Consider the following 26,488-nt stretch of genomic DNA (forward strand, 5'->3'; position numbering starts at 1 on the left):
TTTCTCTTTTGGGAGGGGGAAGGCCCGGACGCTAACAAGACTGCCTGACAGAACCAATGCGCGGAGGCGCGTCTGCCGTTGACGCGGAGCGACGCGTGTATAGTGCGCGGTATGAACCGACCCGCTTCGTGGAAGACCTCGCTGGTTTTGACCCTGGCCACGCTTGCCTGTGGGGCTTGCGATGACTCGGCCTCTGGGGGTGGCGTGACCCTGGGCTCGGAGCAGAAAGGGATTGCGACCTATTACGACGCCACCGGGGCCGGCAACTGCAGCTTCGACAAGGGCGGCGACCTGATGGTGGCCGCGATGAACCACGAGCAGTACGACAACAGCGCCGTCTGCGGCGCGTGCGTGGACATCGTCGGGCCCAAGGGCAGCGTGCGCGTGCGCATCGTGGACCAGTGCCCCGAGTGCGAGAAGGGCCACCTGGACCTGTCGCGCGAGGCCTTCGCCAAGGTGGCGGAGATGAAGGACGGCCGCGTGGACATCACCTGGACGCCGGTGTCCTGCGACGTGGCCGGTCCGGTGAAGTATCACTTCAAGGACGGCAGCAACCCCTGGTGGACGGCCATCCAGGTGCGCAACCACCGGCTGCCCATCCAGAAGCTCGAGTGGAAGCGCGATGGCGATTGGCAGGCGCTCCGGCGCGAGAGCTACAACTACTTCGTCACCGACTCCGGCGTGGGCGAGGGGCGCTTCCAGTTGCGAGTCACCGCCAGTGACGGCCAGCAGCTGGTGGACTCCGTGGAGAAGGTGCTGGACGACGACAGCGTGGACGGGGCGGAGCAGTTCGCGCCCCAGAAGTAGGCGCGCCCTCCACCGCCCGTCCGTCAGCGAATCAAAGTCATTGGCAACGAATTGCTTTCAGTATGCGACAACAGTGCGATTCAGGGTGCTGGTGAAGAAGTTCGGGAAGACAGCCACGTAGTGGTCCCCCGAGCCCGTCTCTCCGGAGATCGGGACGTTCTTGGTGCCAGTGACGATCAGCGTCGTGCCGTCAGGAGCAATGCCCAGGACTCCGGAGTAGATGGAGCTCCCCAGCGTGGTCGGGGTCAATTCGGCGGAGCGGACGATCGACAGCGTATCCGGGGCGACGTGCTTGATCCCTGCCGCATGGCACTGACCTCGGGGGTTGGTGCTGCGCCGCCCCCCTTAAAGGTCAATGCCAGCCACGAAAGCGCTTTCCTCCGTCGACCGTCCGCGCATCCCGCGGGTGTGAAGACACCCGCGACGTTCGTCCAATCCCTAGCGCCGCAGCATGCCGCGCAGCAGCTCCAGGGCCTCGGTGACGCCCTGCCAGACCTGGAGCGCCTTGATGCCCTCACCCTCGCCCTGCACGTTGCGGCGGGCGGCGCGCTCCAGGGGCAGCAGCGCGCCCTCCACCAGCTCGATCTGCCGGCTGAGCTCCGCCGGGGACGGGCCGTTCGCCGCGCGCTGGAGCCCCTCCGCGGGTGAAGGCATGGACACCGACACGGGCCGGTCCGCCAGGGCCGTGATGGCCTTGGCGAGCTGCGCCAGGTACGGGCCGAAGTCCGGGGCAGGCGCCTGGGGGATGGGCGCGTTGACGAGCGTGGGCGCCTCCGCCGCGGTGGCCACGCGCTCCGTGAGGGCCTTGAGCAGCTGCGCCAGGTGCTTGAGGTACGGCGCCAGGTCCGTGGCCGGAGCCTGGGGGGCCTGCGGCGCGGGCGGGAGCGACACCTGCACCGGGGCGGGCGGCTTCCGGGCGGCCTCGCGGCCCACGCGGGCCACCTCCAGCACGGCCTCGCGCAGGGCCTCCAGGTGCGGGGCCACGGGCGCGTCGTCGCTGGGGGCGTTCACCTGCGCGGCGGCCTGCACCACCGCGTCGCGCACGGAGCCCAGCTGCTCCTCGATGGCGCCCAGCTGGCCGGTGACGCGCGCCACGGGGTCGTCCTCCTTGCCCCCCATGCGCTTCACGCGGGCGAAGCCCTGCTTGATCTCCTCCCAGCGCTTCGCCTTCTCCGGCGTCAGGCGCCCGCGCAGCTCCTGGAGCTTGAGCAGGTTCTGCTCCGCCGCCGTGGTGAGCGTCTGGGACTCACCCTGGTAGTGGTCGTCGATGCGGCGCTCCAGCTCCTCGTCCGTCATCGCGGAGACGATCTTCTCCGCCAGCTTGCCCATGTTGCGGTAGCTGCCCTGCAGCTTGAACGGGGGCTCCGTGCGGAAGCGCTCGTCCTGCGCGGCGGACGCGATGTACTGGAGGTTCACCTTGAGCAGCACCTGCTGCACGCGGAAGAGGCGCTGGAAGACGGCGATGATCTCCTGGAGCTCCGCCGCCGCGTAGCCGTGCTTCAGCTCGCCGGAGGGGACCTCCTCGCCCTTCGCCATCCGGATGAGGCGGTGCACGTCCTGCGGGTCGCGCGTGGCCAGCGGCGCCAGCACCGGGTTGGAGGTCAGGGCGTTCTCCAGGTAGCTGAGCGCGAACAGCTCCTCCTTGCCGTCCAGGATGTCGCCCAGGTTGTAGGTGTCCGCGCGGTTGGCGAGCATGTCCGGGATGCGGAAGCGCTCGCCCGTCTCCGTGTACGGGTTGCCCGCCATCACCACGCAGAACTTCTTGCCGCGCAGGTCATACGTGCGCGTCTGGCCGTTCCAGACGCCCTCCACGCGGCGCTGGCCGTCGCACAGGGAGATGAACTTCTGGAGCAGCTCCGGGTCCGTGTGCTGGATGTCGTCGAGGTAGAGCATCACGTTGTTGCCCATCTCGAAGGACAGGTTGATGCGCTCCACCTCCTGCCGCGCGGTGGCGTTGGGCGCCTCCGCCGGATCCAGCGACTTCACGGAGTGGCCCAGCGCCGGCCCGTTCACCTTCACGAAGGTGAGGCCCAGGCGGCTGGCCACGTACTCCATCAGCGTCGTCTTGCCGTAGCCCGGCGGCGACATGAGCAGCAGCATGCCCATGCGGTCCGTGCGCTTGCCCTCGCCCGCCGCGCCCAGCTGCTTGGCCAGGTTCGCGCCGATGAGCGGCAGGTACACCTCGTCGATGAGCCGGTTGCGCACGAAGCTCGTGAGCACCTTGGGCGTCAGCTCCTCCAGCCGCAGCTTGCGCCGCTCGCGGTCCAGCAGGTCGCGCAGGTACGCGCGGTAGGCCGTGTACGCGGGCACGCGCACCTGGCGGAACTCGCCCAGCCGCGACAGGAACTCGTCCAGGCGCAGGGGCAGCGTGCGCTCCTGGATGCGCGGGTGGCTGCCCAGCAGGCCCGTGGCCGCCGTGGCGGTCAGGGCGCCCGCCGTCTCGCGGTCCAGCTTGCGCTCGGTGAGCAGCACCACCGCCGTCTCCAGCGCGACGTGCGCCGCGTCGCCCGGGCCGCCTTCACGACGGGCCAGGAACGCGTCCACCCAGGCGCGGGCGATGCGCAGGCGCTCCGGCAGGTTCTTCTCCAGCCCCCGCAGGTCGTCATCGAACGCGGTGCGCGAACCGTGGCGGTCCAGGTGGGCGAGGAAGGCGTCCTTCAGCGCCAGCGCCTCGCGGCTGGTGGTGAAGCGCGGGCGGTCCACCGCCAGCTCCTCCACCAGGTAGCGGCCCGCCTGCCGGCCCTCCGCGGGCGAGGCCGCGAGGCCATGCCCCTGGAGGAACGCGAGCACGCGCTCGCCCAGCTCGTCCCCCAGCGCCACCAGGTCCGAGCCGATGTCGAACGCCTGCCGCAGCCGCGCGAGGCTGCGCGCGCGCCGGTGGAACACGCCCCGGAGCGCGTCGTCCGCGTCGAACGCCCAGTACAGGGCGGCCCAGGCGCGAGGCGCCGGGGCGAAGCGCAGGAGGCCCGCGCCCTGGTGCAGCGCGAGCAGCTTCTCGAGAATCGCCGTCGCGTCGGCGTCGTGCACGCCGCGCTCGTAGCCCTCGTCGAAGCGGTCCGCCGCGTACGCGCGCACGCGCTCCAGGAGCTGCCCCTGCGCACCGGCCTCGTACAGCGCCGTGAGCGTGAGGCCGCCCTTCCCCTCCTCCGCGTCCATCAGCAGGCCCGCGGCCAGGTACTCCGCGCGGTACACCTCGCGCGTCTCGGAGACCAGGTGCTGATCCCAGAGCTCGCGGTACTTCAGCAGCTCCGGGTCCTCCACCTTCTGCGCGTAGTCAGAGCCGGTGAGCTGGAGGTACAGCGCGCCGTCGCGCGGCACCAGCGTCAGCTCCAGCGGCTGCGTGTTCACGTGGAAGCGATAGGGCCCCAGCTTGATGAGGCCCTCGCCGCCCTCGAACAGGTCCTGCTTGTCGCGCAGGGCGCGCAGGGCGTCCTGCTTCGCGGCCTTCACCCGCGACATCACCTCGTCCGCCCGGACGCTGTCCTGGAGCGCCAGCAGCTGTTCGGACAGCTGCCGCAGCTTGAGGATCATCGCGTCGGACGCGAAGTAGGCGTTGAGCTCGTCGTCCGCCTTGAAGGACTTCGCCCGGCGCTGCACGCCCTGGAGGATGCGCTCCGCCGCGCCGAAGAGGCCCGAGGCCCGGCGCTGCCGCTCGTCCACCAGCGCCTGCTTGCGCGCGCCGAAGGCCTCCAGCAGCTCCTCGCGCTTCTGGGTGATCTGCCCCAGGAACTCGTCGAACTCGCCGAAGCGGCCCTCCAGCTCCTCCAGCAGCACGGTGAGCTTGGAGAGCGCCTCGTCGCACTTCTCCGGCGAGTCCGCCTGCGACAGCGCGTTCTCGATGCTCTGCCCCAGCAGCTTGAACTGCGCGCCGAACTCCGCGCGCTTCTCCCGGCCGGACAGCTCCTTGCGCTTCGCCTGGAGCCCCGCGCGCACGCGGTTCAAGCGGCTGAACAGCTCGGAGATGCCCTCCAGGATGCGGGCCCGGGCCAGCGGATCGCCCACCTGGAGCCCGCCCACCACCTCGCCCAGCACCTCCAGGCCCTGGCCGGTGCGCTCCACGTCCTCGGCCAGCGGGGCCAGCTCCGCCGTCGTCGCCAGCGGCTCCAGCCGCTCCAGCAGCCCGTCCAGCCGCGAGGCCAGGGGCTGGAGCGCCTCGCCCTTCTGGAGGAAGTCCACGCACGCCGTGCTCACCGCGTCCGACGCGGCCACCACCGCCTGCTCCAGGGCGTCCACGCGCCCCAGGTCCATGTAGCGGACGTCCTTCAGGGTGATGAGGTGCCCGCGGTGCCGGCGCAGGTCCGCCAGCGCGCGCATGAAGCCCTCGGCGTCCGTGAGGCCCTCCGGCTGCGCGTTGAGCAGCAGCGCCTCCTGCGCCTGCGTGGCCTGCGCGAGCGACTCCTCCGCGCGCTTGCGCATCGCGAGGACCTTCTCGAACTCGTCGATGATGAGCTCGGAGGTGCGGCGCAGCTGCTCGATGGGCTCCTGGAGCCCCACCTCCGCGTGGGACAGCCAGTAGTACGCGTCCAGGGCGCGCGTGGCCGCGGAGACCAGGTCCTCGTAGGTGCGGCGGGTGGGCTTGTCCGTCTTCGCCACGCGAGGGAGCGTCAGCGCGTCGCTGATGCCGCGCACCAGCTCCGCGTTGCCCACCTTGCCCAGGTAGCCCGGCGCGGGGGGCAGCTTCGCCGCGTGCTCGTCGGAGACGAACGGCGTCTGCCACACCTGCATGGGGTGCACGCGCGTGGGCTCCTGCGACGTGGCGCGGAACACCACCAGCCCGCCGTCCGCGAAGAGGCTCATGCCGTGCGCCTGCAGCGGCGTCTGCACCTCCTTGCGCACCAGGTTGTACGGGAAGAGCACGTAGGAGCCCTCGTCCCGGCGGTGGAAGACGTAGAGCACGTCCTCCCCGTTGGGCGAGCGCACCGCCTGGTGGAACTCCATCCCCTCCGACGCGCCGTCGAAGACCTTGTAGTCGCCCGTCTGGAGGTAGTAGCCGCCCGGGAAGACGATGCCCTGGTCCTCCGGCAGCCGCACGCAGGACTGGCCGATGGCGTCGATGCGCACCACGTGGTGGGTGCGCGAGTTGAAGACGAGGTAGCGGTAGGCCTTCTCCCGGAACGGCAGCACGCGCAGCAGGATGAGGCCGCCCACCTGCGTCCAGGCGAACTCCGCGTCGTCCAGCGACTGGTCCGGGTCATCCACCGGCTCGCTGTAGATGCCCAGGCCCGTGGCGGTGTTGTTCTCCACCTTCACGGTGAGGTCGCCCTTCACCGTCTCCACGAAGACCTGGTCCAGCACGTTGACGTGCGGGTGCTGGCCCAGCACGTACTGCTCGCGCGTGGCCACCGTCCACTCGAAGTCGTGCGACGGCGGGAAGACGTGGTCGCGCTCGCCCTGGTTGTCGACGTAGGTGGCGCGGCCCTCCACGTCCACGTTGAAGCGGAAGACCTTGAGGTCGCGCGCGGACTGGCCCGTCTGGAACACCGCGAGCAGGCGCGAGTCCCGCCGCCGCAGCTGCAGCAGCTTCGTGTCCTTGTAGTACTTGTAGAGCTCGCTGAAGTCCTTCACGAACCGCGGGTCCGCGAGGAAGCCGCCGGCCTCCGTGGGAGGGACGGCGGACAGATCGAAGCCCTCGGCCGTCTTCTCGAAGCGGTGCAGCGAGAAGACGTCCGAGACGTTCGTCTCCTTCCTCAGGCCGATGAAGACGTTGTAGCCGAAGAGGAGGTACTTCCCGACGCTGACGATGTCGCGGGGGACGCAGTTGTTCTCCGTGCGCACCCGCTCATTGCCGATGACGGTGAGCTCCGTGCCGCCGAACAGCGCCTTGCGCCGGGCGTTGAGGGCGTTCGCCTGGGTCGCCAGCGCGTCCGCCTGGGAGAGGAGGCGCGCACGGATGACCTCGTAGCTGCCGCCCTCCAGCATCGCCTCGCCCCCGGGCGCCTGGGCGCCCGGGGTCTTGGTGCTGTCAGTTGCCATGGGTGTTCACCGGAAAGGAGTTGCGATTGGCGGGACGCTTCAGCCCTGCTGCTTCTGCGCGAGGGCCGCGGCTTCCGACTGCACGAGCGCCTTGAGGCCGGCGGCGGTGGTCTCCGTCGGGTTCACCGACATCCGGTTGAGCAGCGCCGCGACGGCCAGGTTCTGCGCGTCGTTGCTCAGGCCCGGCTTGGAGAGGATCTCCTTCAGGTCCGCCGGCAGGTCCTTCTCACCGTTGAGGTAGCCGCCGAGCGCCTTCTTCAGCGACTCGCCATGCTCCAGCGCGCCGTCCACCGAGCTGCCGATGGACACGGCCTTGATGAAGTTCTCGAAGAACTTCCCGTCGCCGCCGACGATCTGGAACTTCGCGTTGCTGAACGCCTGGGCCAGGACGGTGGCCTGGGCCTGGGCGATCTCCTTGCGGACGTTGATGGCGGCCAGCTCCACGTCGCGCTCCTTCTGGAGGCGCAGGCGGTACTCCTCGTGCTCGCGGCCCACGCCGTCCAGGGCCTTCATCGCGGCGGCCTTCTCCGACAGGCCCCGGGCCTCGGCCATCAGCTTCTCCTGGATGGCGGCGGCCTCGGCCAGCTGCTTCTCGCGCGTGGCGAAGGCCTCCGCCTCGCCGCGCTTGTGGATGGCGGTGGCTTCCGCCTCCTGCACGCGGGCGTTCGCCAGGCCCTTCTGCTCCGAGCCCGCGGCCTCGGCGAGCAGCTTCTCGCGCACCGCGGCGGCCTGCGCCTGGCCCTGCTTCTCGATGACGGAGGCCTCGGCCTCCTTCACGCGCACCTGCGCCATGCCCAGCTTCTCCGTGGCGACGGCGTCCGCCTCACGCACGCGCACGCTGGCGAGGCCCTCGGCGGCGGACTCGGCCTGGATGCCCTCGGCCAGCCGCATCTTCGCCTTCGCCTGCTTGTCCGCGGCCTCCAGGTCGGCTTCGGCCAGGGTCAGCTTCTCCTTGGCGAGGAACACGGCGATCTTCGCGCTCGCGTCCGCGGCCGTGACGTCCTTGACGGAGGCCTCTTCCGCGTGCGCCTGGGCGGTGATGATGACCGCCTCCTTGGTGCGCTTGGCCTCCGCCGTCACGCGCAGGTCCTTGATGTTCTCCTCTTCCTGGGCGACGGTCTTCTCCACCGCGATGCGGGCGCGGACCACGTCGGCGATGGCCTTCTTCTCCGACTCCAGCGCCTTCTCCTTCGCGATGCGCTGCAGCTCCGTCTCGCGCTCGCGGTTGATGGCCTCCAGGGCGCGGTCCTTCTCCACGCGCTCGGACTCCACGCCCACCACGCGCTCGCGGTTCTTCTGCGCCACCTGCACCTGGCGCTGCTTGTTCTCCTCGTTGATGGCGATCTCTTCCTCCGCCTTGATGCGCGCCAGCTGCGCCTTGGCGAACTCCTCGCTCTTCACGCGGTCGGCCTCGGCCGTCTCACGCGCCTGGATGCTGTCGATCTCGCGGCGCTGCTTGGCGGCCGCCTCCTCGCGCTGACGCTCGAGGGAGAAGATGGCCTCGTCGGCCTCCACGTTGCGCTTGGTCACCGCCAGGCGCTCGGTCTGGCGCAGCTCGTTGGTGAAGACGTTCTGCTCGGTGGTGAGCTGGGTGATCTTCCGGATGCCCTGCGCATCCAGGATGTTGTCCTTGTCGAGCATCTCCACCGGGGTCTGCTCGAGGAAGTCGATGGCGCAGTCCTCCAGCATGTAGCCGTTGAGGTCCCGGCCGATGGTCTCCACCACCTTGTCCTTGATCTCCTCGCGCTTGGTGTAGAGCTGCTCGAAGTCGAAGGACTTGCCCACCGTCTTGAGGGCCTCGGAGAACTTGGCCTCGAAGAGGTTCTCCAGCGTCTCATGGTCGGAGGCGCGCGCGCAGCCGATGGACTGGGCCACCTTGAGCACGTCCTCGCGCGTCTTGTTCACCCGCACGAAGAAGGTGACCTTGATGTCCGCGCGGATGTTGTCCTGGCAGATGAGGCCCTCCTTGCCGCGGCGGTCGATCTCGACCGTCTTCAGCGAGATGTCCATCACCTCCGCGCGGTGGACGATGGGCAGCACCACGGCGCCGGTGAAGGTGACCGTGGGCTCGGTCTTCATGGTGTTGACGATGAGCACCTTGCCCTGATCCACCTGTCGGTAGAACTTGGCCACGCTGACGAAGATGCCGAAGAGGATGATGATGCCGCCGCCGATGATTGCTGCCAGGCTGATGGGATCCATGGCCTATCCTGTGAAGTCCGTTGGGCGGGCCTAGTTCCAAGCACTCGGGGTCCCCCGCGAAAGCCACCCGGTGCCGATTGTCGCGCCCGTCCGGAGGAGCCCGGAGGACGCCAATGTTCATCGCTGGGCGCGGGCTCGCGCGATGGCCGCTGCCTTGAGCGGATCGCGCAGCTGCTCCATTTCCTCGGGCAGCAGCCAGTCCACCGGCTCCACCTCGTAGACGCCCCGCTCCGCGTCGTAGCCGAGGATCAGCGCCGGCTGGCCGCGCTTGAGCTGGTTGGGCTTGTCACAGAAGACATTGAGGATGAGGCCCGCGCCACCATCGTCGAAGGTGGCGTGGCCGTCCTTCGCGGTCACGCTGCCGCTGGAGATGGTGCACACGCGGCCCATCAGCGCCTCGCGGCCCGGGGCCCTCTTGGCGATGAAGATGGGGCGCAGCGGCCGCACCGCGAGCCCGCCCACCACCGTGCCCACCGCGGCGCAGCTCAGCCCCAGGCCCGTGCTGACGAGCCACGCGGGCAGCATGGAGAGCGCCGAGTGCGTGGCCTGTCCGCTGAGCAGCGACAGCGACCAGGAGAGGAACACCACCAGGCTCACCGACACCGTGACAGGGATGCCGCCAAAGCCCAGCGCCGCGAGCAGGCCGGTGGCGGCCTCCGCGTCGTGCAGGTGCGAGTGGCCCGCGTGGTCGACCCCATGCCCCGCGACGGCCTTCGCGCCGCCTTCCAGCAGGCCCGACGTCGCCTTGGCCCCGCCCTCGAAGGCGCCGCTCACCGCCTTGGCGCCGCCCTCCAGGTCCACGTCGCCGTCCAGCAAGTCGATGCCCGCCGCGCCGACGATGACGCACAACCAGTAGGCCAGCACCACTCCCAGGAGGATGGTGAAGATGGCGGTCGGGAACGCCAGCAGGGCGTCAAGGAAGGTCGTCATGCCTCGGGAATGAAATTGGAGGTGGGAGTCGCAACGAACTCTAAGCGACTGCACCCCCATCCGAAAATGCCACCCGGGGCTTTTCTGGCCGGCTGCCCTCCATGCCGACAGGGGGCAACCGGATTGCCGCCCCGGCGTGGGCTGCGCACTACAGGGAGGCGATGCACGCCCATGCCGCCGTCTCAGAAACCGAGCGCGCTCCTCGCTCGCTCCGCCGGGGAACGACGCAGCTGGAGCGGCTGCGTCAGCGCGGTCACCGGAGGCTGGGGACGATGAAGCGCGGCTTCCGCTACGTGGACGCGCGAGGCCGCGCTGTGTCCCCCGCGGAGCGAGCGCGCATCGACGCGCTGCGCCTGCCGCCCGCCTGGACGGACGTGTACATCTCGCCCAGCGCATCCGCGCGCCTCCAGGCGGTGGGCAGGGACGGCGCGGGGCGCTGGCAGTACCGCTACAGCGAGGCGCACACGCAGAAGCAGCGCGACGCGAAGTACCAGCGCATCGTGAGCTTCGCGCAGGCGCTGCCGAAGATGCGGCGCCAGGTGAACATGGACCTGCGCAAGCGGGGCCTGGGCCGGGAGCGCGTGCTCGCGGGGATGCTGCGCATCCTGGGCACCTGCTTCATCCGCCCGGGCAGCGAGCGCTACGCGGAGGAGCACGGCAGCTTCGGGCTGGCCACGCTGCGGGCGAGGCACGTGAAGGTGCATGGCGACACGGTGGTGTTCGACTACCCGGGCAAGTCCGGCGTGCGGCAGCACCGCGAGCTGAAGGACCGGCGCGTGGCGACGCTCGTGCGGCAGCTGTTGAAGGTGCCCGGGCGCGACGTCTTCAAGTTCGTGCTCGACGACGGCGCGGTGGTGGACGTGCGGCGCCGGCACATCAACGAGTACATCCAGCAGGTGATGGGCCCAGGCTACAGCGCGAAGGACTTCCGCACCTGGGCGGGCACGCTGATCTGTGCCTGCGCGCTGGCGCGCGCCCGCGAGCGGGTGAAGGCGGACGGCGACGGCGGCCCGGTGAAGAAGACGGTGCTCAAGAAGAGCATGGTGGCCGCGGTGAGAGAAGCGTCCGAGCAGTTCGGCAACACGCCCGCGGTCGCGAAGGCGTCGTACATCTACCCGTCCGTGCTCGTCATGTTCGAGCGGGGCCAGGTGGTGGACCGCTACTTCGAGTCCGTGGACGAGCTGGCGGCGAGCCCGGGCGAAGGCATGCACTGCTCGGAGAAGGCGCTGCTGCACATGCTGGACATGACGAAGAGCGCCGCGAAGCAGGCCTCCGTGTAGCCACAGGCCCGGCCGGGAGGGAGGCGAGCGGAGGCGGTTCCCCTCTCGCGCGACTCGGGAAGGCGCTAGCGTCCGGTCCGTGCCCGAGTACGTCACCCACCGCCACGCCCTGCCCCGCGCCGAGTTGGAGTCCCTGGGGGACGCCCTGCTCGGCTCGCGGTTCGTCGCGCGCAGTCCGCTGATGGGGACGTTCCGCGCGAGCCGGGGCTTCGCGTTCGTCTTCACGCGAGAGGGCCGCGCGACGCTGGAGGCCCGCTTCCCGTTCCTGTCCGTCTACCTGCGCCGCATCCTCGACGAAGACAGGGCGCGCGGACTCCTGCCGTGGACGCAGCGCTGGTTCGGCCGTCGTGACACGCGTCCGCGTCCCAATGCCTTCTATCTGAACCTGCTGCTGCTGGACGCGGGCACTGCGGTGGGCCGCCACATCGACGCGACGCTCCAGGAGCCGAGCGGCGTGCCGGACGCGACGCCCGAGCACGTGAGCGTCCTGTACCTGCGCGTCCCCGAAGGAGCGAAAGGCGGCGCGCTGCGGCTGCTGCGCGACAACCAGCTCCAGGGCGAGGTGCGGCCCCGGCCGGGCCTGCTGGTCCACTTCCGGGGAAACCTCCAGCACGAGGTCCAGCCCTTCACCGGCGCCCCGGAAGGGGCCCTGCGCGCGAGCCTCGTCTGCGAGCAGTACGCCTTCGCGGAGGACGTGCTCCCCCGGCTGCCAGCGTTCCGCATCCAGTCCAAGGCGGGCTTCTCCGCCTACCTGGAGGCCCAGCGTGAGCGCGACGGTGCGGCCCCTTCCGTGGGCACGCTGGAGGAGTGAGCGCCCCCGCTCCTGGAGCGTGCGGCCGCGCGGGCTGACCACCGCTTGCGCCCACCCGGCACCATCCCAAGTCTTGAGGTTCACCTTTCGGACGGGAGGACGACCATGGCGGGCAAGAAGCTGGAGGGCTACGGCGAGACCAGTGAGCAGCGCCAGCGACACCTGGAGAACGACGAGTTCTCCGAGCGGGCACCCCAGACCCCCGAGGAGCTGGAGGAAGCGCGCTCCGAACCGGAGGACGGCCACCAGGTGGTGACGCTCCATCCGCTGGAGTCGGACGTCCCGGACAACGAGCGCTGAGCCTTTCCTCGCACCGGACTGCTAGGGTCCGCGCCCGCGATGAGCCAGAGCCTGACCCTGCTTGCCGGCCCCGACGCCCTGCGCACCCTCCGGGAGCGAGGGCTGCGCGCGGAGGACGTGGACATCCTCCCGGGCGCTTCCGGTGGCCCGAAGTGGCTGGGGCTGGAGGGGATCGACCGCGTGCTGTTCGGCGAGTTCCTCCAGCAGCCGCGCAGGCCCCCTCAACTTCCGCCGCGCGCTGCTCATCACGCCGTCACCCGCGCACCTCGCGCGGCTGCCCGGTGGGCGCATCCCGGACCGTTCCGACTTCACGGAGATGCAGGCCGACGACCGAATCCGCGCGTGGCAGCAGGTGCTGACCGAGGGCGACCGCATGGCCGATGAGCTGCGCGAGTTGCTCGCGTCCGGCCGCATCGCGGAGCACGTCCAGCCGCTGGGTTGATCAGCCGCGGCGCTGCAGTCGCTCCAGGTCGTCGCGCTGGGAGCGGCTCTCCGCGCGGAGCGTCCGAAGCTCGGTCCCCAATGAGCGCAGCAGCTTGTCGAGCTCCGCCTCGTCGGGCGTGAGCGTGGCCAATAGCCAAGCAAGGGCCGCCGCGCTGAGAACGCAGCATGCACAAAGCGACGCGCCAGCTACCATGCCACAAGCAGCCCCCGCCCCTGCCCATCGAAGCGAGGCGCGCGCCCAGACGCTGCTGAAAAGCGAGAGGGCCCCGGCGTTTCCACCGGGGCCCTCTCTCAAGTTGCGGGGGCAGGATTTGAACCTGCGACCTTCGGGTTATGAGCCCGACGAGCTACCAGGCTGCTCCACCCCGCGTCACCGTGCTGCCGTTCTCGATTTGAACACCCAGGGTCGAAACATCCATCTCGACCCTGGGCTTTTCAAGTTGCGGGGGCAGGATTTGAACCTGCGACCTTCGGGTTATGAGCCCGACGAGCTACCAGGCTGCTCCACCCCGCGGCGAGAACGAGAGGCTAAGTACCGAAGCCCCTCGTCACCGTCAACACCTATCTCGGCGCCCGCTCGCATTCTCGCGAGGCGCACCGAGCTGGCGTGGCGTCACTACTTGCCCAGCTTGCTGAGCAGATCCGCGAAGGTGCCGAAGCCCTTCTTGCCGCCGCCCTGCGGCTGCTGCGACTTCTGCCACGCCTCGACCTCGGCGCGCTCCTCCGCGCGGATGGCCGCGGGGATGGACAGGCGGATCTTCCCGGAGGCGTCGATGTCGATGATCGCCACCTTCAGCTCCTGGCCGATGGAGAAGTGCTTGCGCATGTCCGTGCCGCGATCCGTGCCCGTCTCGCTGGCCGGGATGAGGCCCTTGCCGCCCGGGAACGCGAGGAACACGCCGTAGGGCTCCAGCCGGTCCACCTTGCCGACGACGACCGCGCCCACCTTGGGACGGGGCGCCGCGGGCTCCTTGGGAGCCGCCGAGGCCTGGGCCTCCTTCGCCGGACGCTCCTCGGGAGGACGCTGGGCCTCCTCCTCGGAGATGCGGCGCAGGCCGATGCGCTTCTCGTTCGGGTCGATCTTCTCGACGGAGACCCAGACGGTCTCGCCTTCCTTCACCGCGTCGCGCGGGTGCGCGATGCGCCGGTCGCTCAGCGCGGAGATGTGCACCAGGCCGTCCACGCCCGGCCGCAGCTCCACGAACGCGCCGAAGGGCTGGAGCCGGACGACCTTGCCCTGCAGCCGGTCGCCCTCCTTGATCTCCTCCAGCGCCTTCTTGAACGGATCCTCCTGGCGCGAGCGCAGCGACAGGGTGATGCGCTCCTTCTGCTTGGACTTGTCCGGGGAGTTGGGCTGGCCCTCCTCCATGCGGAGGATCTCCACCTCTACCTCGTCGCCCTGCTTCACCACGTCGCTGGGGTGACCCACGCGGGTGTAGGAGAGCTCGGAGACGGGGATCATGCCCTCCACGCCGCCCAGGTCCACGAAGGCGCCGAAGTCACGCACGCCGGAGATCTTGCCCTTGACCGTCTTGCCCACGGCCAGGTTCTTGCGCGTCTCCGTCGCCAGCCGGCGCTGCTCGTCCTCCAGCAGCGAGCGGCGCGACAGCACGACGTTGCGGTCGCGCACCTCCGTCACGCGGAACTGGAGCTTCTCGCCGATGAACTGATCCGGCTTCTCCACGAAGCGGATGTCCAGCTGGCTGATGGGGCAGAAGGCGCGCGTCTCGCCGATCGCCACCTCCACGCCGCCCTTGTTCACGCTGAGGACCAGGCCCTCCACCGGCATGCCGGAGGCGCGAGCCTCCGCGAGCATCGCGAAGGACGCGTTGCCCTTGGCCAGCGCGCGGCTGAGCATGATGCCCTTGGCGCCCATCTCCACGACGTGCGCATCCAGGCGGTCACCCACGCCGAAGCGCAGGATGCCCTCGTCGTCCTTGAGCTCGCGCAGCTCGATCATCGCCTCGGACTTGGCGGCGCCATCCAGCGACACGAACGCGGTGTCCGCGCCCAACTGGAAGATGGTGCCGGAGACCTTCTCGCCCACGCGCACGCTGCGGCGACCGGGGGCGCCTCCGTCCTTGATCTGCGCCTCGAACATGTCCGCGAAGGACTCGGTCTCCGGGACCTCGTCGTACAGCGGGCTGGACGGCGCGGGGGCCGGCGTCACCGGGCGCGGCGTCGGGGCCGGCGCGGGCGCCGCGGAGGCCTGCGCGTCGGCGCCGGTCTGCTCGGCCGTCGCGGTCGCCTCGGCGGGCTTCTCACCCTCCAGGGCGCGCGTCTCGATGGAGCCCGAGGCCCGCTTCACGACCACCATGGGACCGGACGGACGGCGCTCGCCGCCACCGCCACCCCGGCGCTCGCCGCCACGGCCACCGCCGCGCTCGCCGCCACCGCGGGGCGCGTCGCCCTGGGGACGGGGCTGTGACTGCGCGTCGCGAGGCCCGCGATCACCGCGGCCCGACCCGCTCTTCTCATCACGGCCGCCACGGCCACCACCGCGCTCGTTGCCCTGGCCCCCCGAGGGGATGCCCAGCATCACGTCGCCAAACGTGGCCTTCGGCTTCTTGGGACCGAAACCGCCAGGACCGCCCGAATTTCCGCCGCTCTTCTCGTCGCTCACTGCCGAGACCTTCCGTTTGACGATTCCGACCCGGGACTTCCTTGAAGTCAGGGCCTCGTGAAAAAGGCGGCGCACTCTACACGCGCGCCACGCCCGGAGGAAGCCGCATGCGGCCTTCCCCCGCACAATCGGCCTCCTATCGCAACGGAAAGGGGCCTGTCCTCCATTCCGTTTGAGCTCCCAGGCACCGCCTGGAGGGCAGCCATGCCGCCGTGCGCCGCGCCGCGTCTACCGGGCGAGCCCCAGCCGCCGGCCCACCTTGCGGAAGACGTCGCCCGCCTCCGGGATGCCCAGCGCGGCGGACACGGCGAAGTAAACGACCCCGAAGGGCACCGCCGTCGCCGCCAGGCCCAGCACCGGGTGCAGCCGGGGCGGCACGAGCAGCGCCCCGCCCCACTCCACCCCCACTCCGGGCATGGGCCCCAGGAGGCCGGTCAACCCCTGCTTGACGGCCAGCGCCACGAGCCCGCCCACCACCGCCGCGCCATACAGCCGGGGCAGCAGGCCCGAGGGCAGCCCCACGGGCCCCACCATTGAACGCAGCTTGCGGCGCAGGAGCGTGGTCTCCACCCAGGCCACGATGCCGCTGGACAAGGTGAGGAAGGCAGCCCCCAGCTCCCGGGGGAGGCCCAGCCGCTCCGGCAGCCAGAGCGCCAGGAACCAGGCCTTCACGGTGCCCAGGGCCACGCGCACGACGGCGTAGCGCAGCGGCGTCCTGGGGTCCTTCAGCGCGTAGAAGGCGGAGGCGTAGAGCCGGCCGACCGTCGACGCCACCAGGCCCACCGCCGCGCCCATCAGCAGGTACCAGAGGTAGCGTGAGTCCGAGGCGCCGAAGCGGCCCGTCTGCAGCAGCGCGCCGCTCACCATGTCCCCCAGGAAGAGGAGCGCGGCGGCGGACGGCACCACCCAGAAGGCGATGCGGCGCGAGCCCGCGTCGATGCGGCTCCGCAGCTTCGCGTGCGCCTGGGCCTCGCCCTCCGCCGTCGCGCGCGCCATCTCCGGCAGCTCCGCGGCGGACACGGCCATGCCGAAGAGGCTCACCGGGATGAGGTAGATGGTCTGCGCGTAGAGGAGCGAGGACAGCGCCCGGTTGGAGATGAGCGACGCGAAGGCGGTGTCCACCCACGCGCTGAACTGCACCACGCCGCGCCCCAGCACCACCGGCCCGAAGTTCTTCAGCACCTGGCGCACGGAGGCGCTGGCCAGCGACAGCACCGGGCGGAAGCGCCCCAGCAGCCGCAGCACCGTGGGCACCTGCACCGCGAACTGGAGGAAGCTGCCCAGCACCACGCCGTAGGCCAGCCACTCCGTCACGGCCTCCTCGGCGGCGCGGCCCCCGGACGCCCCGTGCGCGCTGCCCACGCCCAGCAGCGTGGCGATGATGACGACGTTCCACACCACGGGCGCCAGGTAGGACAGGAGGAAGCGCCGGTGGCTGTTGAGGATGCCCAGGCACCACGCGCTCAAGACGAGGAAGCCCGTGCCGGGGAAGAGGATGCGCACCAGGCGCACGGCCAGGTCTCGCTCGCCGCCCTCGAAGCCCGGCGCGATGAGGTCCACGAACAGCGGCGTGGCCAGCATGCCCAGCGCCACCATCACGCCCGTGGCCAGGGCCAGCAGCCCGAACACCGCGCCGGCGACCCGGTCCGCCTCGTCCGCGTCCTTCTTGCCCAGCAGCTGGGCATAGACGGGGATGAAGGAGCCCGACAGCACGCCCTCCCCGAAGAGGTTCTGGAGGAAGTTGGGGATGCGCAGCGCGGCCTTGAAGACGGCGGCCGCCTCCGCGTTGCCCAGGTAGTGCGCGAACACGCGCTCGCGCACCAAGCCCATCAGCCGCGACGCCAGGATGCCGATGGCCACCAGCATGGCGCCCCGGCCTCCCGCGCCGCGTTCAGCGGCGGACGGTGGGGGGACGGCCGGGGAGGCGGGCGGGGACGGCGAAGCGGGGGCGGGGGCGGTCACGAAGGGGCGGACTCTACGTCCGGCGTTCTTCGGCATGCAGCAGGAAACCCTTCAACCGCTGTTTCTCTTGACGCTCACCTCACGGGTTGCGAGGTTCCGCCTCCAATGGCCGGAAAGTCCGACACCGAGCGCTCCGACGTCGCGCGCATCCGCGCCGTGCTGGCACGCGAGCTCGAGACCATCAACGAGTACGAGGCGTTCGCCGAGGACTCCTCCGACCCGGAGGTGAAGGCCTTCTTCCTCCACCTGGCGGCGGAGGAGAAGGAGCACGTGTCCGAGGCCACCCACATGCTCCGGATGCTCGACCAGGGTCAGGACGCGCACTTCGCCAAGCCCTTCGTCCCCGGCCACTTCCAGACCGCCGTGGGGGGCGCCCCCGCGGAGCCCGTGGAAGCCCCGCCCGCGCCACCGCCGGCACCGCCCGCGGTCGGCCGCCTGGCGAACGAGCCCCTGACGTCGCTGCCGCCCCAGCGCCTCATCTACGGCGTCCCCGCACCGCCGCCGACGGCCAACGGCCATCCCCTCACCATCGGCAGCCTGCGCCGCGGCGGTGGAAGCGGTGGCGGTGCCGGTGGCGGTCGCTAGAACCCTTTCGTTTCCTGCCTTCCCTCCTCCCCTCCTCTGCCGCCGCTCGTGACGGAGACACAGATGCCTGACTTCCTTGGACATGCCGAGAACCCGCTGCGTGAAGAGGAGTGGGCCCGGCTCAACGAGACCGTGATCCAGGTGGCGCGCCGCTCGCTGGTGGGCCGCCGCATCCTGGACATCTACGGCCCGCTGGGCGCGGGCGTGCAGACCGTGGCCTACGACGAGTTCCAGGGCGTCTCCGCGGGCGCGGTGGACATCGTCGGTGAGCAGGAGACCGCCATGGTCTTCACCGACGTCCGCAAGTTCAAGACCATCCCCATCATCTACAAGGACTTCCTCCTGCACTGGCGGGACATCGAGGCGGCGCGCACGCACAACATGCCGCTGGACGTGTCCGCCGCCGCCGGCGCCGCCGCGCTGTGCGCGCAGCAGGAGGACGAGCTCATCTTCTACGGCGACCAGCGCCTGGGCTACGAGGGCCTGATGACGGCCAACGGCCGCCTCACCGCCACGCTGGGGGACTGGACGGCGCCGGGCGGCGGCTTCCAGACCATCGTGGAGGCCACGCGCAAGCTCAACGAGGCCGGCCACTTCGGGCCCTACGCCGTGGTGCTGTCGCCCCGGCTGTACGCGCAGGTGCACCGCATCTACGAGAAGACGGGCGTGCTGGAGATCGAGACCATCCGCCAGCTCGCGTCCGACGGCGTCTACCAGTCCAACCGCCTGCGCGGCGAGTCGGGCGTGGTGGTGTCCACCGGCCGGGAGAACATGGACCTGGCGGTGGCCATGGACATGGTCGCGGCCTACCTGGGCGCCAGCAAGATGAACCACCCGTTCCGCGTGCTGGAGTCGCTGCTGCTGCGCATCAAGCACCCGGACGCCATCTGTACGCTCGAAGGCGCCGTCCCGGCCACGCCCCCGGCGCGCCGCTAGTCCTCTTCCTTTCGCGCGGAGGCTTATGGCCAAGGTCCTGGTCATCGACGACGAGACGAACCTGCGCAAGGTGCTGGCCGCCCTGCTGCGCCGCGACGGGTTCGACGTCACCGTGGCGGAGAACGGCGAGCAGGGCCTGGCCGAGTTCCACAAGAACGGCGCGGACATCGTCGTGACCGACCTGGTGATGCCCAAGCTGGGCGGCATGGACGTGCTGTCCGCCGTGCGCGCCGCCAACCCGGACGTGCCGGTGATCATCATCACCGCGCACGGCACCGTGGACTCCGCGGTGGAGGCCATCAAGGCGGGCGCGTTCGACTACATCACCAAGCCCTTCGACCAGGCGGAGCTGTCCTCCGTCGTGGCCAAGGCCGCCAAGACGAACGAGAGCGCCAAGCGCTCCGTGCGCGCGGACCACAAGGCCCGCTCCGCCATCATCGGCGAGTCACCGCAGATCCAGGACGTCTACAAGATCATCGACAAGGTGGCGGACACGCCCTCGACCGTGCTGATCACGGGCGAGAGCGGCACGGGCAAGGAGCTCATCGCCACCGCGCTCCATGGCGAGTCCAGCCGCCGCGACAAGCCGTTCATCAAGATCAACTGCGCCGCCATCCCCGCCACGCTCCTGGAGAGCGAGTTCTTCGGCTACGAGAAGGGCGCCTTCACCGGCGCCGTCACCTCCAAGCCGGGCCGCTTCGAGCTGGCCGACGAGGGCACCCTCTTCCTGGACGAGATTGGCGAGATCCCCGTCGAGATGCAGGTGAAGCTGCTGCGCGCGCTCCAGGAGGGTGAGTTCGAGCGCGTGGGCGGCATCAAGACGACGCGCGTGAACGTGCGCCTGGTGGCCGCCACCAACCGCGACCTCCAGGCGGAGATTGAAGCGGGCCGCTTCCGCAAGGACCTGTACTACCGGCTGGCGGTGGTGCCCATCGTGCTGCCCGCGCTGCGCGAGCGCCGCGGCGACATCCCGATGCTCGCCCGGCACTTCGTGGACAAGTACAACCGGCGCCTCCACAAGAAGATCGAAGGCATCGCCGACGACGCGCTCGCGCTGCTCCAGGCGTACGCGTGGCCGGGCAACATCCGCGAGCTGGAGAACCTCATCGAGCGCGTGCTGCTCTTCGCGGACGGCCCCCTCATCACCGCCAGGGACCTGCCGGACCCGGTGCGCGGAGGAGCGAGCGTGCAGGCGGTGGCACCGGTCGCCGCCTCGCTGGGCACGCTGGACGTCCCCGCGGGCGAGGTGGGCCTCAAGGACATCGTGCGCATGAAGGCCGCGGAGCTGGAGCGGGACCTCATCGTCAAGAAGCTGGAGGAGACGGGCGGCAACGTCACGCGCGCCGCGCGCCTCCTGCAGATCAGCCGCAAGTCACTCCAGACGAAGATGAAGGAGTTCGGCCTGCGCGACACCACCCCGGACGGTCAGGAAGACGGCCCGGACGAGTAGCCTGGGGCGCCGAAATATCGCCGTTTCGCCGGCGGTTTCGGCCCCCGCGTACCTTCTTACCCTCAGGGAGCCTGAATGCGGCCGAATCTTCCCACCCTCGGTGGACCACCGAAGCGCAATCCCTTCGGACCGGTGGTTGCCGTCTCCGTCATCCTCGGCGCGGCCGCGGGTGGCGTGTGGTGGTGGAAACAGCGCATGGCGGATGTCCCCATGGACGTCGCCTCGCAGCCCGCGTCCCCGCTGGACGCCGGCACCGTCGCCGAGGCCCCCGTGGCCCCGCCCGCCCCCACCGACCCCGTGAAGGCCGCGGGCCTGGAGCGCGCCTCCATCCGCATCGAGGGCCCCCTGGAGACGGCGCTCGTCCAGGCCTCCGACGCCACCGTGGGCCCCGCCCTGGCCCAGGTGGTGACACGCACGCTGGTGTGGTGGGTGCGCGTACCTGGTGAAATCCTCCGGGGAGACACGCTGGACGTGCTCTACCAGCGCCGCCCCAATGAGGAGCCGCTGGTGTACGCGGTGCGCTTCGTGAGTGGCAAGACGGGCCAGACGCACCGCGCCTACCGCTTCACGCCCGCGGGTGAGCAGAACGCCCACTACTACCTGCCCAACGGCGACGAGTTGGAGCTGCGGATGGAGAAGTCCCCCATCGACAGCTACGAGCAGATCACCTCGCTCCTGCGCGACGGCCGCGGCCACAAGGGCGTGGACTTCCGCGCGCCGGTGGGCACCAGCGTCCGGGCGCCCTTCGCGGGCGTCATCAAGCGCAAGAACTGGAACTTCGGCAGCAACGGCAACTGCTTCGAGCTGGTGGAGTCCGGGGGCAAGGGCCGCAGCGCCCTCTTCCTGCACCTGTCCGAGCTGCCCCGAACGCTCCAGCCCGGGATGCGCGTGTCCGCGGGCCAGGTGCTGGCCCAGAGCGGCAACACGGGCCACTCCTTCGCCCCCCACCTGCACTACCAGCTCATGACGAGCGACGGCCGGGTCCTGGACCCCTTCGACCAGCACAAGACCTTCCGCGCGTCCCTGGCCTCCGCCCACAAGGGCGCCTTCGACGCCGAGGTCCAGCGGCTGGACGGCCTGCTGGGAACGTCCGTCGCGGGGAAGTAAAGCCCCACCCATTTCTTGACACTCCTCCGACGGCACGGCTAGCTGGCAGGCCTGGGCCGTGGTCGTCGGAGGTAGTGGATGCACAGGTTTCGCGCCGTCATCGCCGCGCTGACGCTGGGCGTGCCGTTCGCCGCCAGCGCGGCGGAGATCACCCGGATCGCCTCTTCCTTCGAGGAGGATGATCCGTTCGACCTCTTCTTCGACGTGAGCTTCGAGCGCTCGCAGACGCGCGCGAAGATCGTCCGCGAGCAGCTCCCGTCCGCGACACCGGCGGAGGCGCCGGACTCGGTCCGGGAGGTCAACGAGCTCTGGTACAAGGGCGTGGACGCGCGGCTGAACCTGGCCGTGGCCTTCGGCCTGTGGAAGGACCTGGAGTTCAACTTCAAGCTGCCCATCGTCTTCCAGCAGAACGAGACCTGGAACTTCGTCTCGGGCACGGGCCAGGGCAACTCCACCATCACCAACAGCTGCTACAACGCGGACGGCTCGCCCTACTCCGCCGAGGGCTGCGTGGGCCGGCTGTTCCAGATGCCCCAGGAGAGCTACCGCGGCGGCCTGGGCAACGTGCACTTCGGGCTGGCGTACGCCTTCTTCAACCAGGAGAAGGACGACACCAAGCCCACGTGGATCGTCGGCATCGACTACGAGGCCCCCACGGGCAAGCAGCGCGACCCGAGCCTGGACAACACGGACCCGGACGGCGACCGCGGCAACGTGGGCGACCGCGTCCACAAGTACCAGCTCTACACGTCCTTCTCGCGGCGCATGGGCGTGGCGGAGCCGTACTTCAAGGCGTCCCACACCATCCCGGTGCGAGGCCCCGGCGCGTACTCGAACTGCGACCAGTCCGGCGCCACCCCGCCCAACCTGGGCGCGCCGGGCAACTGCTACCGGGACATCTGGACCCGCCAGGAGACGGGCATCAAGGCCCCGTCGCAGACGGCGCTCACCTTCGGCATGGAGCTGGTGCCCTTCCAGAACGCGACGAAGTCCCAGAAGCTCACCCTGGACCTGCGCCTGCTGGGCAACTACGTGGGCCGCGGCCGGTACTACAACGAGCTGAGCTCCGCGCTGCGCAAGCTGCTCACCTCCGAGGACTACTTCCAGGTGGGTGGCCAGGTGGGCGTCACCGCCCGCGCCGCGGAGGCCTTCACCATCCGCGCCTCCGGCAACTTCCTCTACAACACGGACCACCTGCTCACGACCGAGGCCATCGGCCAGGACCTGAACGGCGACGGCACCGTGGACACGGCCCCGGGCTCGGGCGAGCTGAATCCCACGTTCGACTGGCGCTACGACGCGGTGTCCCGCCGCTTCCGGGCCATCCAGAGCACCACCTTCCGCTTCGACCTGGGCGCGACCTTCAGCTTCTGAAGGCCCGCCCCGGAGGAAGACGAAGCAGCGGCGGGCCTCCCCCTACCGCTGCTTCAGCCCCAGGCCCAGCCGGTACACCTCCTGGCCGGGCCACCCCGCGCGCCGGGCCAGCTCCGTGCTCAGCGGCTTGAGCTTCTCGCCGCGCGCCAGGCCCGACTCCAGCGCCCGGCGCAGCTCGTCCTCGCTCCAGCGCTGCTCGCCGGTGCGGCCCTCCACCAGCACCACCACCTCCCCCCGGGGCTCCTCGGCCGCGTAGCGCGCCGCGAGCGTGGACAGCGGCCCCCGGACGAACTCCTCGTGCAGCTTGGTCAGCTCGCGCGCCACGCACGCGCGGCGGTCGCCCCACGCCTCCTGGAGGTCCACCAGCGTCTCCGCCAGGCGGCGCGGGGACTCGTAGAGGACGCAGGTGGCGGACAGCGGGGCCACCTCGTCCAGCATGGCCCGGCGCTCCGGCCCCTTGCGAGGCAGGAAGCCCAGGAAGTGGAAGCGCCCGGTGGGCAGCCCCGACGCGCTCAGCGCGGCCACCAGCGCCGTGGGCCCGGGCACCGGCTCCACCTTCAGGCCGCGCTCCAGCGCCTCCGCCACCAGCTTCTCCCCCGGGTCGCTGATGCCTGGGCTGCCCGCGTCGGTGACGAGCGCGCAGTCCTCCCCCGCCTCGATGCGGTCCAGGATGCGCCCGGCGCGCTGCCCCTCCGCGAAGGCGGGCAGGCTCACCAGGTCCTTCCCGGCGATGCCGAAGTGCTCCAACAGGATGCGCGAGTGCCGGGTGTCCTCGCACGCGAGGAAGCCCGCGGTGCGCAGCGTCTCCAGGGCCCGGGCGGTGACGTCCCCCAGGTTCCCGATGGGCGTGGCCACGAGGTAGAGCGTTCCAGCCAAGGGACGGATTCCTTTACATGCCAGCGTCGAAGGCGGCGGGCAGGTGCTCCACCCGGGCGCGCTCGCCCTGGCCCACGACGGAGATGACGTCGAAGCGCACCATGCGCCCGTCGATGCCGTTCTGGAAGAGATAGTGCAGCGCGGCCTTCACCACCCGGCGCTGCTTGGAGAAGGACACGGTGTGCGACGGGTCTCCCCAGGCCGCGGAGGAGCGCATGCGCACCTCCACGAAGCACAGGAGCGCCCCCTGCTCCGCCACGATGTCCAGCTCGCCGTAGCGACACGTCCAGTTGCGCGCCACCACCCGGAAGCCCTGCGACTCCAGCAGGCGCACGCCCTCCGCCTCCGCCGCGTCCCCCACGTCCCGCCGCGTTCCCATTCCCGTCCCCCGTCGCCCCACGCACCCGCTGGCGACGGCTAGACGTTAACGGTGCCGTCCGACATCTGGCCGAAGCCGGGGTGGGCGGTGACGTGCAGCACCTGCGTGAGCGTGCCCAGGTGCTTGAGCATGCGGGCCACGAGGGGCAGCTTCGCCTCGTCCACGCCCGTCAGCACGTCGTCCAGGAGGAAGGGGCGCTTCACGCGGGCGCACGTCTTCTCCACCACCGTCATGCGCAGCGCCAGGTAGTAGAGGTCGATGTCCTTCGGGGGCAGCTCGCCCACGGGGATGCGCTGGTTCTGCGCGAGCAGGAACGCGTTGCCCTCGCGGTCCCACTCCACGCCCTGGTAGCGCCGGTCCGTGAGCGCGGTGAGGTACTGCACGCAGCGGTCCTTCAGGAGCGCCTGCACGCTCAGCATGTCGGACGTGAGCACGTCCGCGGCCTGCGACAGCACCAGGGGGGACGGGTCCTCCAGCGGGTCCACTGGCGCCGGCGCCTGGCCGGGGGCCGCGGCCACCTGCACCGGCGGCGCCTTCGCGAGCGCGATGGACTCCTTCAGCCGGGACAGCTCGCGCTCCACCTCGCGCAGGTCGCGCACGTAGGTGCCCTTCGCGGACAGCTCCGCGTTGAGCGCCTCCTGCTGCGCGCGCAGCTCCTGCCCGTCGCGCAGGGCGGCCTGGTAGTCGGCGGAGGCCTCGAACTCCTCCAGCTGCGTCTGCAGCTCCCCCAGCCGGATGCCGAGCAGGTCCTTCTGCTCCAGCGCGGCGGGGATCTCCGTGTAGCTCTCCAGGTTCAGCGCCTTGACGGCCATGCGCACCGGCGCGTCCTCGAGCTCGAACTCTTCGAGGATCTTCTTCTGCCGCGCGTCCTTGCGGTTGTCCTTGGAGCCCCGCTTCGTGGCCTTCTGCAGGTCGTCCACGTAGCGCAGCGCCATCAGCGCGGCCGTGCCGAAGGCGGGGATGTTGATCAACGCCAGGTAGCGCCACATCGGCTGGGCGGCGACGATGCCCAGGCCCACGCTCAGGCCCATGAAGAGGACGCCCGCGCCCAGGCCGCCCCAGAAGAAGCGGTTCTGCGTGAGCGGCGGCACCCTCAGCGACGCGTCCTCCAGCTCCGGATCGCGGTCCGTCTCCAGCCGCGCCAGCGCCTCGTCCCGCCGCGCCACCGCCTTCGGGTAGCGCTTCACGCGCGAGAGGATGTCAATCGGCAGGCCCAGCGACTCCGGCGAGGGCGCCGCGCGCCACGCGGCCTCCGCATCCGCGATGGCGGACTTGAGCCCCTCGCCGCCCTTGAGCTTCGAGTCCGCCTCGAAGACGAGCGACGCCAGCTCGTCCACCTTGAACTGGAGCTGATCCACCTCCCGCGCGGTGACGAGCTCCTTCTCCAGCGCCTTCACCTTCGCCTCGGCGGCCGGGATGTCCTCCGCCGGCAGCACCTGGGTGGCGGCCGCCAGCGACGGCGTGGCCCCAGAGGCCTTCCCACCCGCGGCGGCGGCCTTGGCCACGCTCTTGCGGGGCCGGCGCGACGGCAGCATCACCAGTTGGAGGCAGTACACCTGCTCGAAGGTGGTGCGCGGAGGCAGGCCCGTCTGTCCGCGCAGGTACTGGTTGATCTCCGACACGTCCGTGGACACCAGCTCCGGCTGGCTGGTGGCGGGGTTGAGCCGATGCAGCGACCCGGAACCGCCCAGCTCGCGCAGCACACGGTAGGTCATCCCGTCCTGGCCCACGAACGTCAGCGCGGCCTTGCCCGAGCGCCCCGCCGAGCCCACCAGGCTCGCGTCCCCTCCCCGGCCATCCGCGAACAGCAGCGACAGCACCAGGTTCGCCAGGGGCAGCACGTCCGCCGTGGGCGGCTTGAGGATGACGTACCCGGTCTTCAGCGGGAAGCGCCCGGTGGGAGAGAACCCACGGACGTTCTGGATGGCGACCTCGACAAAGTGCATGGCGCGCGCAGTCTAGCCCGAACGAAAAAAGGAGCGTCCAGTGAAGGACGCTCCTTCTCGCACGCGACCGCGCGGGCCGCGAGAGGGTTTCTGAAGACCTACTAGCCCCGCGCGGCGGCGGCCTTGGCGGCGGCCTTCTCCGTGTCCACCTGCACGTCCACGCGCGAGGCCTTGCCCTTCAGCTCGCGGAGGTAGAACAGGCGCTTGCGGTTCACGTCACCGCGGGTGAGGACCTCGATCTTCTCGTAGCGAGGGCTGTGGATGGGGAAGATGCGCTCCACGCCGACGCCGAAGGACATCTTGCGCACCGTGAAGGTGGCGCGGTTGGTGCCCTTGGTCTTGCGGATGACCACGCCCTCGAAGGCCTGCACGCGCTCCTTCTCGCCTTCCTTGACCTTCCAGTGGACGCGAACGGAATCACCCGTGCGGAACGCGGTGATGTCCTTGCGCAGGAACTTGTTTTCGACGTGCTCGATGAGGCTGCGGCGCATGACGGACTCCAG

Annotated in this window: 21 protein-coding genes and 2 tRNA genes; 10 read left to right on the top strand and 13 right to left on the bottom strand. The window is 70.4% G+C overall.

All coding sequences use genetic code 11. From position 1 onward, the window contains the following. The first annotated feature begins 204 nt into the window (after window positions 1-204). A complete protein-coding gene (locus U8525_RS10830) occupies window positions 205-807 on the top strand; it encodes an expansin EXLX1 family cellulose-binding protein (protein ID WP_374264472.1) in 603 nt (200 codons plus the stop codon). A gap of 57 nt (window positions 808-864) precedes the next feature. On the opposite strand, the gene U8525_RS10835 is transcribed toward U8525_RS10830, so the two are convergent. The 4 genes from U8525_RS10835 to U8525_RS10850 all read right to left on the bottom strand — a co-directional run bounded on the left by U8525_RS10835 (window position 865) and on the right by U8525_RS10850 (window position 9,912). Beyond that, window positions 865-1,056 (bottom strand): hypothetical protein, encoded by a 192-nt coding sequence (locus U8525_RS10835; protein ID WP_374264474.1) that lies wholly within the window; start codon window positions 1,054-1,056, stop codon window positions 865-867. 189 nt (window positions 1,057-1,245) lie between these two features. Next, window positions 1,246-6,780, bottom strand: a complete 5,535-nt coding sequence (locus U8525_RS10840; RefSeq protein WP_374264476.1) for a DNA repair ATPase — start codon at window positions 6,778-6,780, stop codon at window positions 1,246-1,248. Window positions 6,781-6,819: 39 nt separating this feature from the next. Beyond that, a complete protein-coding gene (locus U8525_RS10845) occupies window positions 6,820-8,982 on the bottom strand; it encodes a hypothetical protein (protein ID WP_374264478.1) in 2,163 nt (720 codons plus the stop codon). A 117-nt stretch (window positions 8,983-9,099) separates the two neighbouring features. After that, on the bottom strand, window positions 9,100-9,912 hold the full coding sequence (locus U8525_RS10850; RefSeq protein WP_374264480.1) for a hypothetical protein: 813 nt from the start codon (window positions 9,910-9,912) through the stop codon (window positions 9,100-9,102). A 272-nt stretch (window positions 9,913-10,184) separates the two neighbouring features. On the opposite strand from U8525_RS10850, the gene U8525_RS10855 reads away from it, so the two are divergent. The 4 genes from U8525_RS10855 to U8525_RS10870 all read left to right on the top strand — a co-directional run bounded on the left by U8525_RS10855 (window position 10,185) and on the right by U8525_RS10870 (window position 12,745). Next, on the top strand, window positions 10,185-11,192 hold the full coding sequence (locus U8525_RS10855; protein WP_374264482.1) for a DNA topoisomerase IB: 1,008 nt from the start codon (window positions 10,185-10,187) through the stop codon (window positions 11,190-11,192). Between the two features lie 79 nt (window positions 11,193-11,271). After that, the gene (locus U8525_RS10860; RefSeq protein ID WP_374264484.1) at window positions 11,272-12,003 is read left to right on the top strand and encodes a 2OG-Fe(II) oxygenase; all 732 of its coding nucleotides are present in this window, start codon (window positions 11,272-11,274) and stop codon (window positions 12,001-12,003) included. Window positions 12,004-12,108: 105 nt separating this feature from the next. Continuing rightward, entirely contained in the window at window positions 12,109-12,303 is a 195-nt protein-coding gene (locus U8525_RS10865; protein ID WP_374264486.1) for a hypothetical protein, read from the top strand. Window positions 12,304-12,445: 142 nt separating this feature from the next. Beyond that, window positions 12,446-12,745, top strand: coding sequence for a hypothetical protein (locus U8525_RS10870; RefSeq protein ID WP_374264488.1), 300 nt, complete (start codon window positions 12,446-12,448; stop codon window positions 12,743-12,745). On the opposite strand, the gene U8525_RS10875 is transcribed toward U8525_RS10870, so the two are convergent. The 5 genes from U8525_RS10875 to murJ all read right to left on the bottom strand — a co-directional run bounded on the left by U8525_RS10875 (window position 12,746) and on the right by murJ (window position 17,236). Next, window positions 12,746-12,877, bottom strand: a complete 132-nt coding sequence (locus U8525_RS10875; RefSeq protein ID WP_374264490.1) for a hypothetical protein — start codon at window positions 12,875-12,877, stop codon at window positions 12,746-12,748. A 166-nt stretch (window positions 12,878-13,043) separates the two neighbouring features. After that, window positions 13,044-13,117: transfer RNA gene (locus tag U8525_RS10880), tRNA-Met, on the bottom strand. Between the two features lie 70 nt (window positions 13,118-13,187). Beyond that, window positions 13,188-13,261: transfer RNA gene (locus U8525_RS10885), tRNA-Met, on the bottom strand. A gap of 102 nt (window positions 13,262-13,363) precedes the next feature. Continuing rightward, on the bottom strand, window positions 13,364-15,370 hold the full coding sequence (locus tag U8525_RS10890; RefSeq protein ID WP_374264492.1) for a S1 RNA-binding domain-containing protein: 2,007 nt from the start codon (window positions 15,368-15,370) through the stop codon (window positions 13,364-13,366). Between the two features lie 228 nt (window positions 15,371-15,598). After that, window positions 15,599-17,236 carry a murein biosynthesis integral membrane protein MurJ gene (murJ, locus tag U8525_RS10895; protein WP_374264494.1) on the bottom strand — a complete coding sequence of 546 codons (1,638 nt, stop codon included), beginning with the start codon at window positions 17,234-17,236 and terminating at the stop codon, window positions 15,599-15,601. Between the two features lie 201 nt (window positions 17,237-17,437). Here murJ and U8525_RS10900 point away from each other — a divergent pair, with 201 nt between their 5' ends. The 5 genes from U8525_RS10900 to U8525_RS10920 all read left to right on the top strand — a co-directional run bounded on the left by U8525_RS10900 (window position 17,438) and on the right by U8525_RS10920 (window position 22,784). Beyond that, on the top strand, window positions 17,438-17,917 hold the full coding sequence (locus U8525_RS10900; RefSeq protein WP_374264496.1) for a ferritin: 480 nt from the start codon (window positions 17,438-17,440) through the stop codon (window positions 17,915-17,917). 63 nt (window positions 17,918-17,980) lie between these two features. Next, window positions 17,981-18,853 carry an encapsulin nanocompartment shell protein EncA gene (gene encA / locus U8525_RS10905; RefSeq protein ID WP_374264498.1) on the top strand — a complete coding sequence of 291 codons (873 nt, stop codon included), beginning with the start codon at window positions 17,981-17,983 and terminating at the stop codon, window positions 18,851-18,853. A 25-nt stretch (window positions 18,854-18,878) separates the two neighbouring features. Next, window positions 18,879-20,303 carry a sigma-54-dependent transcriptional regulator gene (locus tag U8525_RS10910; RefSeq protein WP_374264500.1) on the top strand — a complete coding sequence of 475 codons (1,425 nt, stop codon included), beginning with the start codon at window positions 18,879-18,881 and terminating at the stop codon, window positions 20,301-20,303. Window positions 20,304-20,378: 75 nt separating this feature from the next. Next, a complete protein-coding gene (locus tag U8525_RS10915; protein ID WP_374264502.1) occupies window positions 20,379-21,410 on the top strand; it encodes a M23 family metallopeptidase in 1,032 nt (343 codons plus the stop codon). A gap of 78 nt (window positions 21,411-21,488) precedes the next feature. Continuing rightward, entirely contained in the window at window positions 21,489-22,784 is a 1,296-nt protein-coding gene (locus tag U8525_RS10920; RefSeq protein WP_374264504.1) for a hypothetical protein, read from the top strand. 42 nt (window positions 22,785-22,826) lie between these two features. On the opposite strand, the gene rsmI is transcribed toward U8525_RS10920, so the two are convergent. From rsmI to rplS, 4 genes are all read right to left on the bottom strand, one after another. Beyond that, entirely contained in the window at window positions 22,827-23,660 is an 834-nt protein-coding gene (gene rsmI / locus U8525_RS10925) for a 16S rRNA (cytidine(1402)-2'-O)-methyltransferase (RefSeq protein ID WP_374264506.1), read from the bottom strand. 13 nt (window positions 23,661-23,673) lie between these two features. Beyond that, window positions 23,674-24,039: a YraN family protein gene (locus tag U8525_RS10930; RefSeq protein ID WP_374264508.1), complete on the bottom strand. Its 366-nt coding sequence runs from the start codon at window positions 24,037-24,039 to the stop codon at window positions 23,674-23,676. Between the two features lie 38 nt (window positions 24,040-24,077). After that, window positions 24,078-25,985 (bottom strand): chromosome segregation protein SMC, encoded by a 1,908-nt coding sequence (locus tag U8525_RS10935; RefSeq protein WP_374264510.1) that lies wholly within the window; start codon window positions 25,983-25,985, stop codon window positions 24,078-24,080. A 101-nt stretch (window positions 25,986-26,086) separates the two neighbouring features. After that, on the bottom strand, window positions 26,087-26,476 hold the full coding sequence (rplS, locus tag U8525_RS10940) for a 50S ribosomal protein L19 (protein WP_374264512.1): 390 nt from the start codon (window positions 26,474-26,476) through the stop codon (window positions 26,087-26,089). Window positions 26,477-26,488: the final 12 nt, after the last annotated feature.

The sequence above is a fragment of the Corallococcus sp. RDP092CA genome, assembly GCF_041903675.1.
In the GTDB taxonomy this organism is placed as follows: Bacteria; Myxococcota; Myxococcia; order Myxococcales; family Myxococcaceae; genus Corallococcus.

What these genes read in the sequence shown, in the direction of transcription:
- U8525_RS10920 (WP_374264504.1), top strand. Translation starts at nt 21,489, where the DNA reads ATGCACAGGTTTCGCGCCGTCATCGCCGCGCTGACGCTGGGCGTGCCG.
- U8525_RS10840 (WP_374264476.1), bottom strand. Translation starts at nt 6,780, where the DNA reads ATGGCAACTGACAGCACCAAGACCCCGGGCGCCCAGGCGCCCGGGGGC.
- U8525_RS10850 (WP_374264480.1), bottom strand. Translation starts at nt 9,912, where the DNA reads ATGACGACCTTCCTTGACGCCCTGCTGGCGTTCCCGACCGCCATCTTC.
- U8525_RS10855 (WP_374264482.1), top strand. Translation starts at nt 10,185, where the DNA reads ATGAAGCGCGGCTTCCGCTACGTGGACGCGCGAGGCCGCGCTGTGTCC.
- U8525_RS10915 (WP_374264502.1), top strand. Translation starts at nt 20,379, where the DNA reads ATGCGGCCGAATCTTCCCACCCTCGGTGGACCACCGAAGCGCAATCCC.
- encA (WP_374264498.1), top strand. Translation starts at nt 17,981, where the DNA reads ATGCCTGACTTCCTTGGACATGCCGAGAACCCGCTGCGTGAAGAGGAG.
- rplS (WP_374264512.1), bottom strand. Translation starts at nt 26,476, where the DNA reads ATGCGCCGCAGCCTCATCGAGCACGTCGAAAACAAGTTCCTGCGCAAG.
- U8525_RS10865 (WP_374264486.1), top strand. Translation starts at nt 12,109, where the DNA reads ATGGCGGGCAAGAAGCTGGAGGGCTACGGCGAGACCAGTGAGCAGCGC.
- U8525_RS10935 (WP_374264510.1), bottom strand. Translation starts at nt 25,985, where the DNA reads ATGCACTTTGTCGAGGTCGCCATCCAGAACGTCCGTGGGTTCTCTCCC.
- murJ (WP_374264494.1), bottom strand. Translation starts at nt 17,236, where the DNA reads ATGCTGGTGGCCATCGGCATCCTGGCGTCGCGGCTGATGGGCTTGGTG.
- U8525_RS10930 (WP_374264508.1), bottom strand. Translation starts at nt 24,039, where the DNA reads ATGGGAACGCGGCGGGACGTGGGGGACGCGGCGGAGGCGGAGGGCGTG.
- U8525_RS10845 (WP_374264478.1), bottom strand. Translation starts at nt 8,982, where the DNA reads ATGGATCCCATCAGCCTGGCAGCAATCATCGGCGGCGGCATCATCATC.
- U8525_RS10910 (WP_374264500.1), top strand. Translation starts at nt 18,879, where the DNA reads ATGGCCAAGGTCCTGGTCATCGACGACGAGACGAACCTGCGCAAGGTG.
- U8525_RS10900 (WP_374264496.1), top strand. Translation starts at nt 17,438, where the DNA reads ATGGCCGGAAAGTCCGACACCGAGCGCTCCGACGTCGCGCGCATCCGC.